A 14719-nucleotide genomic window follows, 5' to 3' on the forward strand; every position below is an offset into this window, starting at 1 on the left:
TCTATTGTGTTAGCAGAAGGCGGTCGGATTGCACGGAGCGGAATTTGCCGTCCGGGTTAAAAGTTTTCACGATGCCGGCAAAGCGTTCAGCATTCGGGTAGCTCTTCCAGAATACTTCCTGCTGCATGCGTGCGTCTTTGGTGAGATAGAGCCTGCCGCCGTATTGCAGCACCAGGGCGTCCAGCTCATCTAAAAAAGCGAACAAACCTTTACGTACCGGGAAGTCCAGCGCCAGCGTATAGCCTTCCATGGGGAAGGAAATCAGGTCGTCCTGCTTGCCGAAAACCTTCAGCACGGCAAGGAAAGAGCCCCATCCTTTGTCACTGATCGCCCGCAGAATGGCCGCCAGTCCTTCTTTCTTATCTATCGGCAATACGAACTGATACTGCACAAAGCCGTCCTTCCCATATCCGCGGTTCCAGTGATGGATCGCGTCCAGCGGGTAAAAGAAAGGTTCGTAGGGCACCACGCTTTCCATTACTTTTTTGTAGTTCTTGCCGTAGTATAAAGCGTTGAATGCTTTTACCGTAAAGTTATTCAGCACGAAAGACGGCAGGTTGAACGGCACAGTGAGCTTCATTTTGGGCGGCAGCACCAGCGGTTCGCGGCCCTGTTTGGCATTCAGCTCTTCTTTTGCGGCGTGTTCGCCAACGATGAGAATGCTCCGGCCGAACGATTTCCCTTTTTGCAGGCAATCGATCCAGGCCATGGAGTAGGTATAATGCGTGTATTCGTCAAACAGGCGGAGTATTTCATCGAGATTTTCCGCTTTGATCTGTTTCTGACGGATGTAAGCCGTTTCTATCTTTTTAAGCCGGAACCGTACGCTGGTGATGATGCCGGTGAGGCCCATTCCGCCGCAGGTGGCCCAGTACAAATCTGTATTGCTGCTCCGGGAGCAGGTCATCATACCGGTGCCGGTGAGCACTTCCATGTGCAGGATGTGATTGGAAAAGCTGCCTTCGGAGTGATGGTTCTTGCCATGTACGTCCGACGCCACGGCGCCGCCGACGGTGATGAACTTGGTGCCGGGGGTGACGGGGAGGAACCAGCCTTTCGGCACCACGATCTCCAGCACCTGGTCCAGCGTCATGCCGGCCTGGCATTCAAAATCGCCGGTTTCCACATCGAAGTGCAGTACCTTATCGTAACGGAGGGTGGAAATGCTGTGTTCGCCGAGGGAGGCATCGCCGTAGCAACGGCCGTTCCCGCGGGCGATGATGCGGTCATGGGTGTTAACGTACTGTGTCAGCTGTTCTTCCTGGGAGAACGAGCTTTCCTCACAGTCCAATGCGGGGTAATTTCCCCAGTTTGCTAATTGTTTGCGCATTTTACTCAAAAAAACTTTTATCCGCCGGTAAAATGGCCGGCATCAAATAAATGATCACATAAAAACTCAGTATCCAGAGGAAAATGGTTAATTGAATAAAGCGGTCTTTGTACAGGATTTTGGTGGGAGACCCGGTATCGTTCTCCACGTAGGTTATTTGCAAATATCGCATTAATCCGGCAATTACAAAAATAGTGGTGTAGTAAAGCCGGTAGGTGTGGAAGCGTTCCATGGTGGCGGGGGCCATCGTGTACATGAGGTAAGCCACGATGATAACGGCGGAAACCAGCGCCAGGGATACGTTCAGGAAGTCCATATTATACCCTTTGGAGGCCACGCGCATGTCTTTGCCGGAAGCTATTTTAAGCACGATATCGTCCCGCCGCTTGGCAATGGCCATGAAGAGCGCCAGCAGAAAGACCATCAGCATCAGCCATTCCGAAACGGCGATGCCGGACAGAACGCCGCCTGCTTTCACGCGCAGCACAAAGCCTATGGCCACGATGAAGATGTCCAGAATGGAAATGTTCTTCAGGCCGAAAGAATAGGCGAGGTTGAGCACAAAATAGATGCTCAGCACGAAAGCAAACTTGGAGCCGAGCAGGCAAGCGCCGCCGAGGCCGCCGATGACGAGCAGAAAGAAGACAACGAGCGCAGTGTTCTTTGACACGGCGCCGGATGCGAGGGGGCGCTTGCATTTGACGGGGTGCATCCTGTCCGCTTCAATATCGCGGTAGTCGTTAATAATGTAAATGCTGCTGGCGAGAGCGGAAAAGCAGGCAAAGCCCAGTAGCAGCCACATGATTTTTTCTACGTTGAAGATCTCGCCGGCAAAAAAGAGGGGTATGAACAGGAATGCGTTCTTTGCCCAGTGTTTTGGTCTAAGTAGTTTCAGATACTGCAAGGGAATCAGGCATTGATGCTTCGCAAGATACAACGAATCCAGGAAAATGTATTTACATTTGAGCATTAATAACAATATCTTGTAATTTAGCCCCCAAATGAACCGACTAGCCATCAACCGCCGCAATGCGGCCGTATTAGAAAGTATTATCATTATCGGCCTTGCGCTTGTTCCCTTGTTCTCGACATTCCCGTACCGCGTGAACATCTTTTTAACATGGGAGGGCGCCTTCCGCCTGTCTGAAGGGCAAATGCCCTACCGCGATTTCGGAACACCGCTCGGGTTCGGGTTCTGGCTGATCCCCGCGCTGTTTTTCAAGATCTTCGGGCCTTATCTCATTTCGCTGATAAAGGCGCAGGTGTTGATCAACATTATGGGCGGGTTTGCCTTCCGTTCCATTATGAAAAGCCTGGGGCTGCCTGCGGGGATCAGGGTGTTGTCTGTTTTGCTGTTTGTGCTGTCTTATTCCTTTTTCAATTTCTGGCCCTGGTACAACCATACCGTTATCATCTACGAGCTGATCGGGCTGGCGTTTTTGCTGTGCTCCTTAAAGGGAGGTAAATGGCGATGGCTGACGTTGTTCGCGGCGGCTTTTTTCACTTTCCTCAGCTTTTTTACGAAACAGGACGGCGGAGGGCTGGCGTTGCTGCTTTGCCTCGCTATCCTGGGGTATCATAGTTTGCATGAGAGGCGGTGGACGGAGCTGCTGGGGTTCGTTGGATTTTACATCCTGGTGGGCTGCATTTTCATCCTGCCTTTCGTTCCGCACGGGTTCGGCTACTGGTTCAACCACGGGCAGCCGCCGCATAACTCCCGGTTGGCGGTAAAGGACTTCGCGGACGAGATCCTGAATTTCTCCCAATGGCTCAAATTCTACTTTTTGCTGATCGTGCTGCTCATGATCCCTTCCCTGAGAAACTGGCGGGCTTTATGGGCTGATAAACAGCAGATGATGTTCCTGCTGGTGACTGTCGGCATTCTCGTGGAGGCCGCGATCTTCCAGGTGACCAGCTATACGCCGCCGGACAATAATATCTTCTTCCACAGCTTTGCTTTCGCCTTTATTTTCACCCAGTTAGCGTGGATATTGCAAATAAAGCTGGAAGACTTCCGGTATTTTGCCGGCGCAGGGTTGCTGATCCTGCTGTGGTGGTCGGGTACTTTCTATAAATACATCGATAAAATCCTGACCAGGATGCTTCCTCCGGCGCAGGAAGTGGTGGCCGGCGGCGAAAATGTAGTTTCGCGTAACAACTTCATGATCAATACAGATACAACGGATGTTTCAACTTCTGAATGGATCTTTTCATCTATTCCTGTGTTCAAAAAGATCTATATGCCGCCCTCCACAGTGCATGGAATGGACAGATTGATGGACATGCCTGTAATAAAATCCAAAGGGAGAGAGGTGAAAGTTTTGAACCTCAGTGAATTAACCCCACTGGATCAGGCCATCGGCTACAAGCAGGAGACGGGGCATCAGATTCCCTTGTGGCATCACCTTGGCGTGGGCATGTTTAACAGACAGCTGGCTGATTATAACGAGAAGATCCGGAACAAATATTACGATGTAGTTGTTTTTGAATATGCCCCTACGCTCAATAATTTCTTCCCCTTTGCGATCCGGGACGAACTGAAGCGGCATTACCGGCAGGTAGATTCCTTCCTGGCGCCGCGCCGTCCGACCAACGCAACGATAGAAGTGTATGTTCCGTAAACAGGTATCAGGCGTTCCGAAATAGCGCTAATCAGATCATCCGCGCAATATTTATCCGATCAAAATAATATCAGAAGGCAGCTCAATAAAGGGCTGCCTTCTTTATACAACAACTACTTTATCAATCAGTTATGTCATCCTACTTCAACCCAAAAACAGGGTTTGCAAAAGCGCCTGGAAAGCCTATCTTTGTATAACCAGTAAAACGCCTTTAACTGGTTAAAATATCAGATGCCGGTAGAAAAATCCATACAAAACATGCGTCTTGACGGAGGATTGCTTTGTCTCGATTTTGTGAACACGGTGGATAACCGCCGCCGGGAAGATGCGCATCAATATCTTCAGCATTACCGTCACTTATTGGAGTTCTGCGCTTACACCGGCGCCGTAACCGCTAAAGAGCGGCAGGTGCTGGAAAAAATGGCCCGGGCATTTCCGCGGCAGGCACAGCAGGAATTTGAAAAGGCTATCGGGTTGCGGGAATTGCTGTATACGGTCTTTTCCGGTATCATTGCCAAAGGCAAGCCCCCGGCCCGGGAATTGCAGCAGCTCGGCGAGCTTACCGCCCAGGCGTTCGGGCACATTGAATTGCTGCAGGCCCCGCACATACAACTCGGCTTCGCCCGCCCGGCGCTGGAGCAGCCATTCCGCCGGATCATACAGGACGCCGTTGCGTTACTGACCGGCAAGGAACTGCCCATGCTGAAAAAATGCCCCGCCTGCCACTGGCTGTTCGTGGACCGGAGCAAGAACCACTCCCGGCGCTGGTGCAGCATGGCTACCTGCGGAGATGTCGCTAAAGTAAAGGAAGCCTATCACAGAAAGAAAAAGAAGAAACGGACACCATGAACATCCCGCATAAAACAAAACTCGTCACCGCCCTCGGGCTGGTGTATATCCTTTGGGGCTCTACCTACCTGGGCATGAAGATCGCCACGGAAATACTGCCGCCGTTCCTGCTCTCCGCCATCCGGTTCGTTATCGCCGGCAGCATTATGTTCGGCATCGGGCTGCGGGTGGAAAAGGAAATGCCCACCGGCAGGCAGTGGCTCAATGCGGCTTTCATTGGGGTGATGCTGATAGGGATCGGCAATTCAAGTGTAGCCCTCGCCGTTAGATATATGCCCTCGGGGCTCGTTGCCCTTTTTATTGCCGCTTTGCCGGCCTGGTTCATTGCGCTGGACTGGGCATTCTTCAGCAAGGAAAGGCCAAAGGCCCTCACATTGTGGGGACTTTTCCTCGGTTTCGCTGGTCTTTGTTTCATATTCAATCCGCTGGACACCTCGCACCGTGACTACCCGCTCTGGCCCATCCCCATCCTGACGTTCGGCTCCGTTGCCTGGGCACTCGGCTCCCTGCTGTCTCCCCGGTTGAACACCCCCAAACAGCTTACGTCCTCCGGCATCCAGATGCTCGCAGGCGTGGTTTCGTCCGTGATATTAAGCACATTGCTGGAAAGACAGGAGTGGGGCGCACTCGAAGCCGCCACCCTCAGAACCTGGTCCGCCGTGCTCTACCTCGTGATCTTCGGATCGCTGATCGGCTACACGGCGTACAGCTGGCTGGTGAACAATGCCCCCGCGCGGCTCGCGTCTACTTACGCTTACGTAAACCCTGTGGTAGCGATCCTGCTGGGCTGGCTGGTTGTGGATGAAACGTTGTCCGGCCGCGCGCTGACAGGTTCCGCGATCGTGATAGCGGGAGTGGTGTTGATGACATGGAAGAAGAAGTAAACTCACTTCGCCATCTCAACATCAAAATGAATTACATGCTCGTTAGCTATCAGAGCCTCATTCATTTGCACCATATTCCGGAGGCGCCCCGTCAATTCATATTTTCCTTCAAGTACAACCTCCCCCGAGCCGGTTTCTGTTGTTTTGGTAGTGGATATCTTTTTGATCCGCAGCTGGTTGTCACGGAATATCTGCTCAACCGCTTCCGTTGACATCGCATTCTGCTGATAGCGGATCGCGTAATATTTCTTTTCCCGTCCATGGATGATCAGGTCTTCCACAAAAGAAAGCCCCGCCAGCACCGATATCGCCACGATCTCCGTGAACCACGCCAGCCGGTAATCCCCGATCCCGATAGCCATGCCTATGGCGGCCGATATCCAGATGGTAGCGGCAGTAGTGATCCCATCCACCGTAAACCCACCGCGAAAGATCACGCCCGCACCAATGAAACCCACGCCGGTAAGGATGTTGGAAGCAATACGGTCACTGCTCATCACGCCCCCGATCTGGATACTGAGGATAGTAAATAAGGTTGAGCTCATGCAGATAAGGGCAATGGTGCGGATGCCGGCCGCTTTTCGCCGCCATTCCCGTTCCAGCCCCAGCAGGCAGCCGGCCAGCAAAGCCATGGCCACGCGGGAACAGGTGATCTCGATAGGTTCTTCTGTCAGCATTTCCTGAAATTTTTAAATGTTCTGCCGGCGTTGCCGGAATGTTCTGCCGGCATCGCACGGGTTCATATTCTACCCGCACTGCCCCGGCACCGGTATCCCGTTCACGGACAACAGCCGGTCCAGCCGCAAGGTCAGGCCGTTATCCATACGCAAATACTCTGCCTTGTTTACCGTGTACAGGTCGGCGATCAGGCCGGAAACTTCCTGCTGCGCGCCCTCCTCGTCCAGAAACACCAGCAGGCAGGGCGTTCTCATCGTCGCCCACGCCTCCAGGCGGTCATAGTAGTTACAGTCGATTGGCTGATAAGACATCTTCATAAAATTTGCTTTGCAAAGTTCGCGCCCGGTGCCCTATTTTTGCAACACTGAAAAAATAATCTGTAAAAATATTCCGGTATGTTGGAGTCTACCTTTAAGTTTCCGAATCAGACGGCCTTTTATAAAGGAAAGGTACGTGATGTTTACACCATTGAAGACAAATGGATGGTAATGTTTGTGAGTGACCGTATCTCGGCATTCGACGTGGTCTTGCCCCGCCCGATCCCTTTCAAGGGCCAGGTGCTGAACCAGATCGCGGCGATCATGCTGGACGCCACTAAAGACATTGTACCTAACTGGGTCAAATCCGTACCCCTGCCCAACGCCACCGTGGGCCTGAAATGCGAGACCTTCCCCGTGGAAATGGTGGTGCGCGGCAACCTCACCGGCCACGCCTGGCGCACTTACAAAAGCGGCAAGCGCGAGCTGTGCGGCGTGGCGCTGCCCGAAGGTCTGAAGGAGAACGACTATTTCCCCGGCGGCCCCATTATCACCCCCACCACCAAGGCGCATGAGGGGCACGATGAGGACATCTCCCGCGACGAGATCATTTCCAGCGGCCTGGTGAGCAAAGCCGAGTACGAGCAGCTTGAAAAATACACCCTCGCACTGTTCGAGCGCGGCAGGGAGCTGGCGGCGAAACGCGGCCTCATCCTCGTGGACACCAAATATGAATTCGGCAAGATCGGCGATACCATTTACCTGATCGACGAGATCCATACGCCCGATTCCTCCCGTTTCTTCTATGCCGAAGGCTATGAGGAAAAACAAAAGGCCGGCCAGCCGCAGAAGCAGCTGAGCAAGGAGTTTGTACGCGAATGGCTGATGGAGAACGGCTTCCAGGGTAAAGAAGGGCAACAGGTACCTGAAATGACGGATGCTTTCGTGGAAAGCGTGACCAACCGCTACATCGAGCTGTTCGAAAACATCACCGGCCAGCCGTTCAAAAAAGAACCCGTGAGCCCGGAAGCATCAGAAAAGAAGATCATCGAAACCCTGAACGGGTTGAAATAAATAGGAAAGTACTACAAGAGACGCCCGGTTGCCGCAAAAGGTAGCCGGGATTTTTTTGCACCAACATCGAAGCAACTATCTGCTTAACACAGCGGCTGCGCCGGTTATGTCATCCCGCGCTCCTAACTATGCCGGATATACGCCCTCAACTGCTTCTCCTTCCGGATGCGGATATGCTTCCCCGAAACCTCCAGCACCTTGTCCTGCGCCCATTCATTCAGCACTTTAAACAACGTTTCATAAGTAGTGCCCGCGTAGGAAGCAATTTCCTGTTTGGTCATACTGCTGTTGATATGCCCCGCCTCATCCAGCCCGAAGATCTCCTGCAGCTTCAGCAAAGCCTCCGCAATGCGCCCTTTCACGTCCATATGCGCCATGTTGCGCATGCTGTGCTCCGCGGCCTGCAGCTCATGCGCGTACAACATCATCATCTGGTAGGATAATTCGCTGTTCACCTGCAGGGTAGTGCGGAAGAAGGCCGTGGTGATGAAACAGGCGCTGCCCGCTTCCAGCGCGGTGGCGGTAACGGGGTAGCACTGGTTCACGCCGATGCCGCGGTGCCCGAGCACATTGCCTTCCGCGGCGATCTTGATGATGAGGTCTTTCTCATCGCCCCATTGCTTGTGCACCTTTACTTTTCCTTCATGAATAAAAAAGAAGCCCATGGCAGGATCGCCTTCGCGGAAAAGCACCTGGCCTTTTTTAAAACGGATCAGTTCCGCGTTCGTTTCAATGGCGCCTGACCATGCAGGCAGGCTGTGCCTGCAAAGGAAGCAATTGGGATGATGTGTCATGTCCTAAACATTGCCAAAGCAATATATTACAGATGATTTGTAAAGAAATATTGTCAAAAGTATTGCATAAATAATACTTTTGCAAGCAAATAACTATAAGTATGAGTCGTCAAGATGAGGCCATTTCCATTGCGCCGTCGCTGGAAAACAACATGGATATGGTCGCGGAACCGGCAACAACCGTCGTGTCCAAAAGAGTATTTTTCCTGAGCCTGCAGGTGATCGTCAACGCCATTGTCATCGGTTTTGTTGCAAAAGGGCTGGTGGCCCTGATCAACCTGGTTACCAACCTTTCTTTTCATGGAACATTTTCATTCGCGGAAAACAGTCCCGCTACCAATACGCTCGGCCTGGTGGTGATCGTGGTGCCGGTTATAGGTGGACTGATCGTAGGCATCATGGCGCGCCTCGGATCGTCCGCTATCCGCGGGCATGGTATTCCCGAGGCCATGGAACAGGTGCTGACGAACGAGAGCCGCATCAAACCTATTATTACCTGGCTCAAGCCGTTGTCAGCCGCGCTTTCCATCGGCACGGGCGGGCCGTTCGGCGCGGAAGGGCCGATCATTTCCACCGGTGGCGCCTTTGGTTCGTTCACCGGCCAGATCATGCATATTACCCCGAACGAGCGCAAGATCATGCTCACAGCGGGCGCTACGGCCGGTATGGCCGCCATCTTCGGTACGCCAATCGCGGCGGTGTTGCTCGCCATAGAACTGCTGCTGTTCGAATTTTCGCCCCGTTCCATCATCCCCGTTGCCCTGGCCTGCGCCACCGGCACCGCTATGCACTACCTGCTGTTCAGCACCGCGCCGGTATTCCACATGCCGGCCATTCCCGCGCCTACCTGGCAGGACATGCTCTGGTACCTGGGCCTCGGCGTGATGATCGGCGTCATCGCCGCACTCGTTTCAAAAAGTGTGTATTTCATAGAAGATATGTTCGAGCATCTGCCCATACACTGGATGTGGTGGCCCGCGATCGGCGCCATCGCCGTTGGCGTGACCGGCTATTTTGCGCCGTATACGCTCGGCGTAGGGTATGAGAACATCACGCATCTGCTGTCCGGCTCCCTGCCCCTGCAAATGGTGCTGGGCCTGTGTTTCCTGAAGTTCATCTCCTGGTCCATTTCCCTCGGCAGCGGCACTTCCGGCGGTACGCTGGCGCCTTTGCTGACCATCGGTGGCGCAACAGGCGTGGGCCTCGGCATGCTGGTGTTACACCTGTTCCCCCAGGCGCATATCAACCTGCCCACCTGCGCGCTGATAGGCATGGCCGCCATGTTCGCGGGCGCGGCACGCGCATTGCTCACGTCCATCATATTCGCGTTTGAATGCACCATGCAGCCGCACGGATTGATGCCTTTGCTCGCAGCCTGCACAGCGTCCTATTTCGTTTCTTTCTTTTTGATGAAAGGATCGATCATGACCGAAAAAATTCAGCGCAGGGGCGTGCCTACGCCAGATGCGTATGAGCCGGACGTGCTGCAGGCGCTGAGAGTGGAAAACGTGATGGAGCCCGCCAAAGATCCCGCCGCCATACAATACCAGACCATCTACGTATATCCCGAAAGCAGCCTCAGCCTTGCGATGGACATCATGGGCCGCTATGGTCTTTCACAGATACTCGTTGTGAACAAGGAAAACAAGCAGGAAGTAAAAGGGCTGCTCACCGCCACATCGATCTTTGCCGCATACCGCAAACACCGCATGAGCAACCTGCAATACCAGCGCGCTATTTCGGTGAGGCGCAGAGGATACAAGCTCATCCTCCGCGGAAAAAATCTGTTAGGCGGCAAACACGAATAAAGCGGTAGCCGAGGAATCTAAAATGCCTACATTTGTAAAGTCATGATGTAACCGTGATGCGCGGTTACATTTGATCATTTGCAAAGACCGAAAGAACAGATGAAACACCTCGCAGCTTTAAACAAATACTTCGTAAAATATAAATGGCGGTTTTTACTGGGAACGCTTTTCACAGCAGTATCCATTGTGTTCAGCGTATTTCAGCCCATCCTGGTCCGGCAGATCTTTGACCTGCTGGACCAGAATATCCGCAACTACCGCATGCTGGAAGACACTGCGCTGAACGGCGCTTTCCGCTCCGGCTTCTCCGGTACGCTCACCTTCTACGGACTTTCCATTCTCGGGCTTGCATTGCTGAGCGGCTTCTTCATGTTCCTGCAAAGGCAGACCCTCATTGTGATGAGCCGCTACATTGAATACGACCTGAAGAACGAGATCTTCCAGCAATACCAGCGCCTCGATCTGAACTTTTTCAAGATGAACCGCACCGGCGACTTGATGAGCCGCATCACGGAAGATGTTTCGCGTGTACGCATGTACGTTGGGCCGGCGCTGATGTACGCCACACGTACCGTGATCATGATGGTGATGATCATCTGGCTCATGTGGACCGTGAACCCCATGCTCACGCTCTACACCCTGTCGCCATTGCCTTTGCTGGCCATCACCATCTACCTGGTCAACCGCGTGATCCACAAAAAAAGCGAGCGCATCCAGGCGCAATTATCCAACATCACTTCCGTGGCGCAGGAATCTTACTCCGGCATCCGCGTGATCAAATCATACGTGCAGGAAGAGCCCAGCGCCCTGCATTTCGAGCAGGCCAGCGAAGCCTACAAGCAAAGCTCTATCAGTCTTGCTAAAACAGACGCATTATACCAGCCCGCGATGGCGCTGATGATCGGCCTCAGCGTGCTGCTGACCATCTATATCGGCGGCGTGCAGGTGATCAAAGGGAATATCACCATCGGCAACCTCGCGGAGTTTGTGTTGTATGTGAACATGCTCACGTTCCCGTTCTTTTCCATCGGATGGGTAGCCTCCATGATACAGCGCGCCGCGGCATCGCAGCAGCGGATCAATGAATTTCTGGACGAGCGGCCCGGCATACAGGATGCGCCGGACGCAAAGGACATGACGCTGAAAGGGGAGATCCACTTTTCCGGTGTTTCATTTACCTATCCGCATACCGGCATCCAGGCGCTGAAAGATTTTGAGCTGACCATCAGGCCCGGCCAGAAAGTAGCCGTCATCGGCCGCACAGGCTCCGGAAAATCCACGCTGGCGCAGCTGTTGATACGCATGTACGACCCGCAGCAGGGGCAGGTGAAAATCGATGGAACAGACATCCGCGATCTCAAATTGTCGCAGCTCCGCAACCAGATCAGCTATGTACCGCAAGACGTATTCCTGTTCTCCGATACCATCAGCAACAACATCCGCTTCGGCGAGCCCGCGGCAACGGAAGAAGCCGTGCATCAGGCAGCCAGGCAGGCTTCTGTGGAGAAAGACATCCTGCAGTTCCCCGATGGTTTCAATACCGTGGTAGGGGAGCGCGGCGTTACGCTCAGCGGCGGGCAGAAACAGCGCGTATCCATTGCCCGCGCGCTGATCCGCGATCCGCACATCATGGTGTTTGACGACTGCTTATCCGCCGTGGACGCCCGCACCGAAAAAGAGATCATCGGTAACCTCTACGCCTATCTGCAGGATAAAACGGCCATTATCATCACCCACCGGATATTCGCCCTGTTTACATTTGACCGCATTATTGTGCTCGATGAAGGAAGGATGGTGGAAACCGGCACACATGAAGAGCTGCTGGCTAAAAACGGCTACTATTCAGAGCTTTACGCCCGTCAGCAAACCGGTGAAGAGGAGAGTGTTAATGAATAGGGCTTGTGCCGCCAGATTGCGCACCCGTCAAGCTTTGCGCGAAATATAAGATGATTTTTCAAAATCATTTAAAATTATTTTGATATTTGTAAAACAATAGTATATTTGTTGATTATTGATCATTCAAACAGGATTTGATTCGTTAACACTTAAATCTATCAACTGTGGCGTACGAAAACAACAATCAACAGGAAAGAAACAACGACAGCATCTTTTCCAAGAGATTGAAAGCGGGCAAAAGAAGAACTTATTTCTTTGATGTAAAAACTACCCGGGGGAACGACTACTTTCTGACTATCACCGAAAGTAAAAAGCGTTTCAACGATAACGGTTACGACAGGCATAAAGTATTCCTGTACAAAGAAGACTTTAACAAGTTCCTGAACGCTTTAACCGAAACCATCAATTATGTGAAAACAGAATTGATGCCCGATTTCGATTTTGATGCTTACAATCACGACTATTCTGAAAGCCGTGAGGACGAGCAGGATGGTGAAGGTGTAGAAGTTGTTGCGGCTCCCGCTCCCAGGGCAGAAGCAGAAGTAACCGTTGATGCCGCTGAAACACCGGCTTCCTCCGGTGAAGATGTGGACAAGTGGTAATTTTCTCCCTGCCAGCTTTATGATACGATATTCAAGACCTTTGGTAATGCCAGAGGTCTTTTTTTATGCCCTCATCTGCCTGAAAACCGGATATGAATCGGGGTTTATCCATAGATGACCGGGGGATTATCCATGGATGATCCATAGCATATCCATGGCATACCCATAGATACGAAAAGTCCCTGATCTTCTTTTAATCGTTTTAAGAATGGATCAGGGACTTTTTGTTAAAATAGTGTAAGGCCGATGCAGGTCTTGTAAACCGCTAAAATATTATCAGCTAACGCATGCTTTTGTAAGCATTGATCAGCCCGTTCGTAGAAGAATCATGCGAGGTAACCGCCGAATTTCCGCTCAGCTCCGGCAGTATCTTGTTCGCCAGCTGCTTGCCAAGCTCCACGCCCCATTGATCGAACGAATAGATATTCCAGATAGCGCCCTGCACAAAGATCTTGTGCTCGTATAGCGCGATCAGCGCACCGAGGGAACGGGGCGTTACCTGCTTCAGCAGGAAGGAGTTCGTAGGCCGGTTGCCGGTGAATACCTTGTAGGGCACCAGCTCTTCGGGTGTGCCTTCCGCACGTACTTCCTCAGCTGTTTTGCCGTTCATCAGCGCCTCCGTTTGTGCGAAGAAGTTAGACAGCAGTTTGGGATGATGATCGCTAAGCGGGTTATGGCTGATGGCCGGGGCAATGAAATCGCAGGGGATCATTTTGGTGCCCTGGTGGATCAGCTGATAGAAAGCATGCTGCCCGTTCGTGCCCGGCTCTCCCCACACAATGGGGCCCGTCTGGTACGCAACAGCCTCGCCCGTGCGGTCCACATACTTGCCGTTGCTTTCCATATTGCCCTGCTGGAAGTAAGCCGCAAAGCGGTGCATATATTGATCGTAAGGCAGGATGGCCTCTGAATCCGCGCCGAAGAAGTTACCATACCACAGTCCAGTCAGCGCCATGATCACCGGAATGTTGCGCTCGAACGGCGTATCCCTGAAGTGCTGGTCTGTAGCATGCGCGCCGGCCAGCAACGCGGAGAAATGATCGAATCCGATGGTCAGCGCAATAGAAAGGCCGATGGCGGACCAGAGGGAATAACGGCCGCCCACCCAGTCCCAGAAAGCGAACATGTTCTTGGTATCGATGCCGAATTCTTTTACCGCTTTTTCGTTAGTGGACAAAGCGGCGAAATGCAGCGCAATATCTTTTTCACTGCCGCCCTGCGAGAGGAACCAGGTACGCGCGGAATGTGCGTTGGTCATGGTTTCCTGCGTGGTGAAAGTTTTGGAAGCGATGAGGAACAGCGTTTCGTCCGCTTTCACTTTTTTGAGCGTTTCCGCAATATGCGTGCCGTCCACATTCGATACAAAGTAGGTCTGAATACCTTCCACCCAGTAGGGGCGCAGCGCTTCGGTGACCATCACGGGGCCGAGATCGGAGCCGCCGATGCCGATGTTCACGATATAACGGATACGCTTACCCGAAAAACCCTTCCAGGCGCCGGAATGGATACGTTTACAGCAATCTTCCATCTGCTGCAGCACGGCATTGACTTCCGGCATCACGTCCTTTCCGTCCAGCAGCACCGGCTGATTGGAGCGGTTGCGGAGCGCGGTGTGGAGCACAGCGCGGTTTTCGGTGGCATTGATCTTTTCTGCGCCGAACATGGCTTTCACGGCTTCGTCCAGTTTACATTCACGCGCCAGCTCCTGCAGAAGCTGCAGGGTGCGGGGAGTGAGGATGTTCTTGGAATAGTCGAACAGTATGTCTTCGAATTGCAGCGAGAAAGCCGAAAAGCGTTGCGGGTCTTCTGCGAACAGCTGGCGCATATGCGTCTTTTGCATGTCAGCGGCATGCGCCTGCAGTTGCTGCCAGGCTTTTGTAGCAGTCGGTTGTACGGATGGGAACATTATTGGTCAGATTAAATTCG

Annotated in this window: 13 protein-coding genes; 7 read left to right on the forward strand and 6 right to left on the reverse strand. The window is 52.8% G+C overall.

Translation table 11 applies throughout. The features are described from left to right. Nucleotide 1 precedes the first annotated feature (1 nt). Nucleotides 2-1330 carry an FAD-binding oxidoreductase gene (locus tag CCY01nite_RS24630; RefSeq protein WP_146867225.1) on the reverse strand — a complete coding sequence of 443 codons (1329 nt, stop codon included), beginning with the start codon at nucleotides 1328-1330 and terminating at the stop codon, nucleotides 2-4. 1 nt (nucleotide 1331) lies between these two features. Beyond that, nucleotides 1332-2267: a decaprenyl-phosphate phosphoribosyltransferase gene (locus CCY01nite_RS24635; protein WP_307726091.1), complete on the reverse strand. Its 936-nt coding sequence runs from the start codon at nucleotides 2265-2267 to the stop codon at nucleotides 1332-1334. A 64-nt stretch (nucleotides 2268-2331) separates the two neighbouring features. Between CCY01nite_RS24635 and CCY01nite_RS24640 the strand changes: the two genes are divergently transcribed. The 3 genes from CCY01nite_RS24640 to CCY01nite_RS24650 all read left to right on the forward strand — a co-directional run bounded on the left by CCY01nite_RS24640 (nucleotide 2332) and on the right by CCY01nite_RS24650 (nucleotide 5684). After that, nucleotides 2332-3951 carry a hypothetical protein gene (locus CCY01nite_RS24640; protein WP_146867227.1) on the forward strand — a complete coding sequence of 540 codons (1620 nt, stop codon included), beginning with the start codon at nucleotides 2332-2334 and terminating at the stop codon, nucleotides 3949-3951. Between the two features lie 231 nt (nucleotides 3952-4182). Continuing rightward, on the forward strand, nucleotides 4183-4800 hold the full coding sequence (locus tag CCY01nite_RS24645) for a CGNR zinc finger domain-containing protein (protein ID WP_146867228.1): 618 nt from the start codon (nucleotides 4183-4185) through the stop codon (nucleotides 4798-4800). Beyond that, a complete protein-coding gene (locus tag CCY01nite_RS24650; RefSeq protein ID WP_146867229.1) occupies nucleotides 4797-5684 on the forward strand; it encodes an EamA family transporter in 888 nt (295 codons plus the stop codon). The genes CCY01nite_RS24645 and CCY01nite_RS24650 overlap by 4 nt, the downstream gene beginning before the upstream one ends. 2 nt (nucleotides 5685-5686) lie before the next feature. On the opposite strand, the gene CCY01nite_RS24655 is transcribed toward CCY01nite_RS24650, so the two are convergent. Together CCY01nite_RS24655 and CCY01nite_RS24660 are read right to left on the reverse strand one after the other, a co-directional pair. Continuing rightward, nucleotides 5687-6361, reverse strand: a complete 675-nt coding sequence (locus CCY01nite_RS24655) for an MgtC/SapB family protein (protein WP_146867230.1) — start codon at nucleotides 6359-6361, stop codon at nucleotides 5687-5689. A 69-nt stretch (nucleotides 6362-6430) separates the two neighbouring features. Then, nucleotides 6431-6673 carry a hypothetical protein gene (locus CCY01nite_RS24660; RefSeq protein ID WP_246130039.1) on the reverse strand — a complete coding sequence of 81 codons (243 nt, stop codon included), beginning with the start codon at nucleotides 6671-6673 and terminating at the stop codon, nucleotides 6431-6433. An 84-nt stretch (nucleotides 6674-6757) separates the two neighbouring features. On the opposite strand from CCY01nite_RS24660, the gene CCY01nite_RS24665 reads away from it, so the two are divergent. Further along, the gene (locus tag CCY01nite_RS24665; RefSeq protein ID WP_146867232.1) at nucleotides 6758-7693 is read left to right on the forward strand and encodes a phosphoribosylaminoimidazolesuccinocarboxamide synthase; all 936 of its coding nucleotides are present in this window, start codon (nucleotides 6758-6760) and stop codon (nucleotides 7691-7693) included. A gap of 122 nt (nucleotides 7694-7815) precedes the next feature. On the opposite strand, the gene CCY01nite_RS24670 is transcribed toward CCY01nite_RS24665, so the two are convergent. Further along, complete coding sequence (locus CCY01nite_RS24670) at nucleotides 7816-8487, reverse strand: Crp/Fnr family transcriptional regulator (protein ID WP_146867233.1); 672 nt, start codon at nucleotides 8485-8487, stop codon at nucleotides 7816-7818. A 101-nt stretch (nucleotides 8488-8588) separates the two neighbouring features. Between CCY01nite_RS24670 and CCY01nite_RS24675 the strand changes: the two genes are divergently transcribed. From CCY01nite_RS24675 to CCY01nite_RS24685, 3 genes are all read left to right on the forward strand, one after another. Further along, entirely contained in the window at nucleotides 8589-10295 is a 1707-nt protein-coding gene (locus CCY01nite_RS24675) for a chloride channel protein (protein WP_222614495.1), read from the forward strand. 99 nt (nucleotides 10296-10394) lie between these two features. Next, nucleotides 10395-12191: an ABC transporter ATP-binding protein gene (locus tag CCY01nite_RS24680; protein WP_146867234.1), complete on the forward strand. Its 1797-nt coding sequence runs from the start codon at nucleotides 10395-10397 to the stop codon at nucleotides 12189-12191. A gap of 164 nt (nucleotides 12192-12355) precedes the next feature. After that, nucleotides 12356-12793, forward strand: coding sequence for a DUF3276 family protein (locus CCY01nite_RS24685; RefSeq protein ID WP_146867235.1), 438 nt, complete (start codon nucleotides 12356-12358; stop codon nucleotides 12791-12793). Nucleotides 12794-13073: 280 nt separating this feature from the next. On the opposite strand, the gene pgi is transcribed toward CCY01nite_RS24685, so the two are convergent. Continuing rightward, nucleotides 13074-14699: a glucose-6-phosphate isomerase gene (gene pgi / locus CCY01nite_RS24690; RefSeq protein ID WP_146867236.1), complete on the reverse strand. Its 1626-nt coding sequence runs from the start codon at nucleotides 14697-14699 to the stop codon at nucleotides 13074-13076. Nucleotides 14700-14719: the final 20 nt, after the last annotated feature.

Origin of the sequence: Chitinophaga cymbidii (assembly GCF_007992715.1) — a bacterium.
Lineage (GTDB): Bacteria > Bacteroidota > Bacteroidia > Chitinophagales > Chitinophagaceae > Chitinophaga > Chitinophaga cymbidii.

What these genes read in the sequence shown, in the direction of transcription:
- CCY01nite_RS24650 (WP_146867229.1), top strand. Translation starts at nt 4,797, where the DNA reads ATGAACATCCCGCATAAAACAAAACTCGTCACCGCCCTCGGGCTGGTG.
- CCY01nite_RS24660 (WP_246130039.1), bottom strand. Translation starts at nt 6,673, where the DNA reads ATGTCTTATCAGCCAATCGACTGTAACTACTATGACCGCCTGGAGGCG.
- CCY01nite_RS24645 (WP_146867228.1), top strand. Translation starts at nt 4,183, where the DNA reads ATGCCGGTAGAAAAATCCATACAAAACATGCGTCTTGACGGAGGATTG.
- CCY01nite_RS24640 (WP_146867227.1), top strand. Translation starts at nt 2,332, where the DNA reads ATGAACCGACTAGCCATCAACCGCCGCAATGCGGCCGTATTAGAAAGT.
- CCY01nite_RS24665 (WP_146867232.1), top strand. Translation starts at nt 6,758, where the DNA reads ATGTTGGAGTCTACCTTTAAGTTTCCGAATCAGACGGCCTTTTATAAA.
- CCY01nite_RS24630 (WP_146867225.1), bottom strand. Translation starts at nt 1,330, where the DNA reads ATGCGCAAACAATTAGCAAACTGGGGAAATTACCCCGCATTGGACTGT.
- CCY01nite_RS24675 (WP_222614495.1), top strand. Translation starts at nt 8,589, where the DNA reads ATGAGTCGTCAAGATGAGGCCATTTCCATTGCGCCGTCGCTGGAAAAC.
- CCY01nite_RS24680 (WP_146867234.1), top strand. Translation starts at nt 10,395, where the DNA reads ATGAAACACCTCGCAGCTTTAAACAAATACTTCGTAAAATATAAATGG.
- CCY01nite_RS24655 (WP_146867230.1), bottom strand. Translation starts at nt 6,361, where the DNA reads ATGCTGACAGAAGAACCTATCGAGATCACCTGTTCCCGCGTGGCCATG.
- CCY01nite_RS24670 (WP_146867233.1), bottom strand. Translation starts at nt 8,487, where the DNA reads ATGACACATCATCCCAATTGCTTCCTTTGCAGGCACAGCCTGCCTGCA.
- pgi (WP_146867236.1), bottom strand. Translation starts at nt 14,699, where the DNA reads ATGTTCCCATCCGTACAACCGACTGCTACAAAAGCCTGGCAGCAACTG.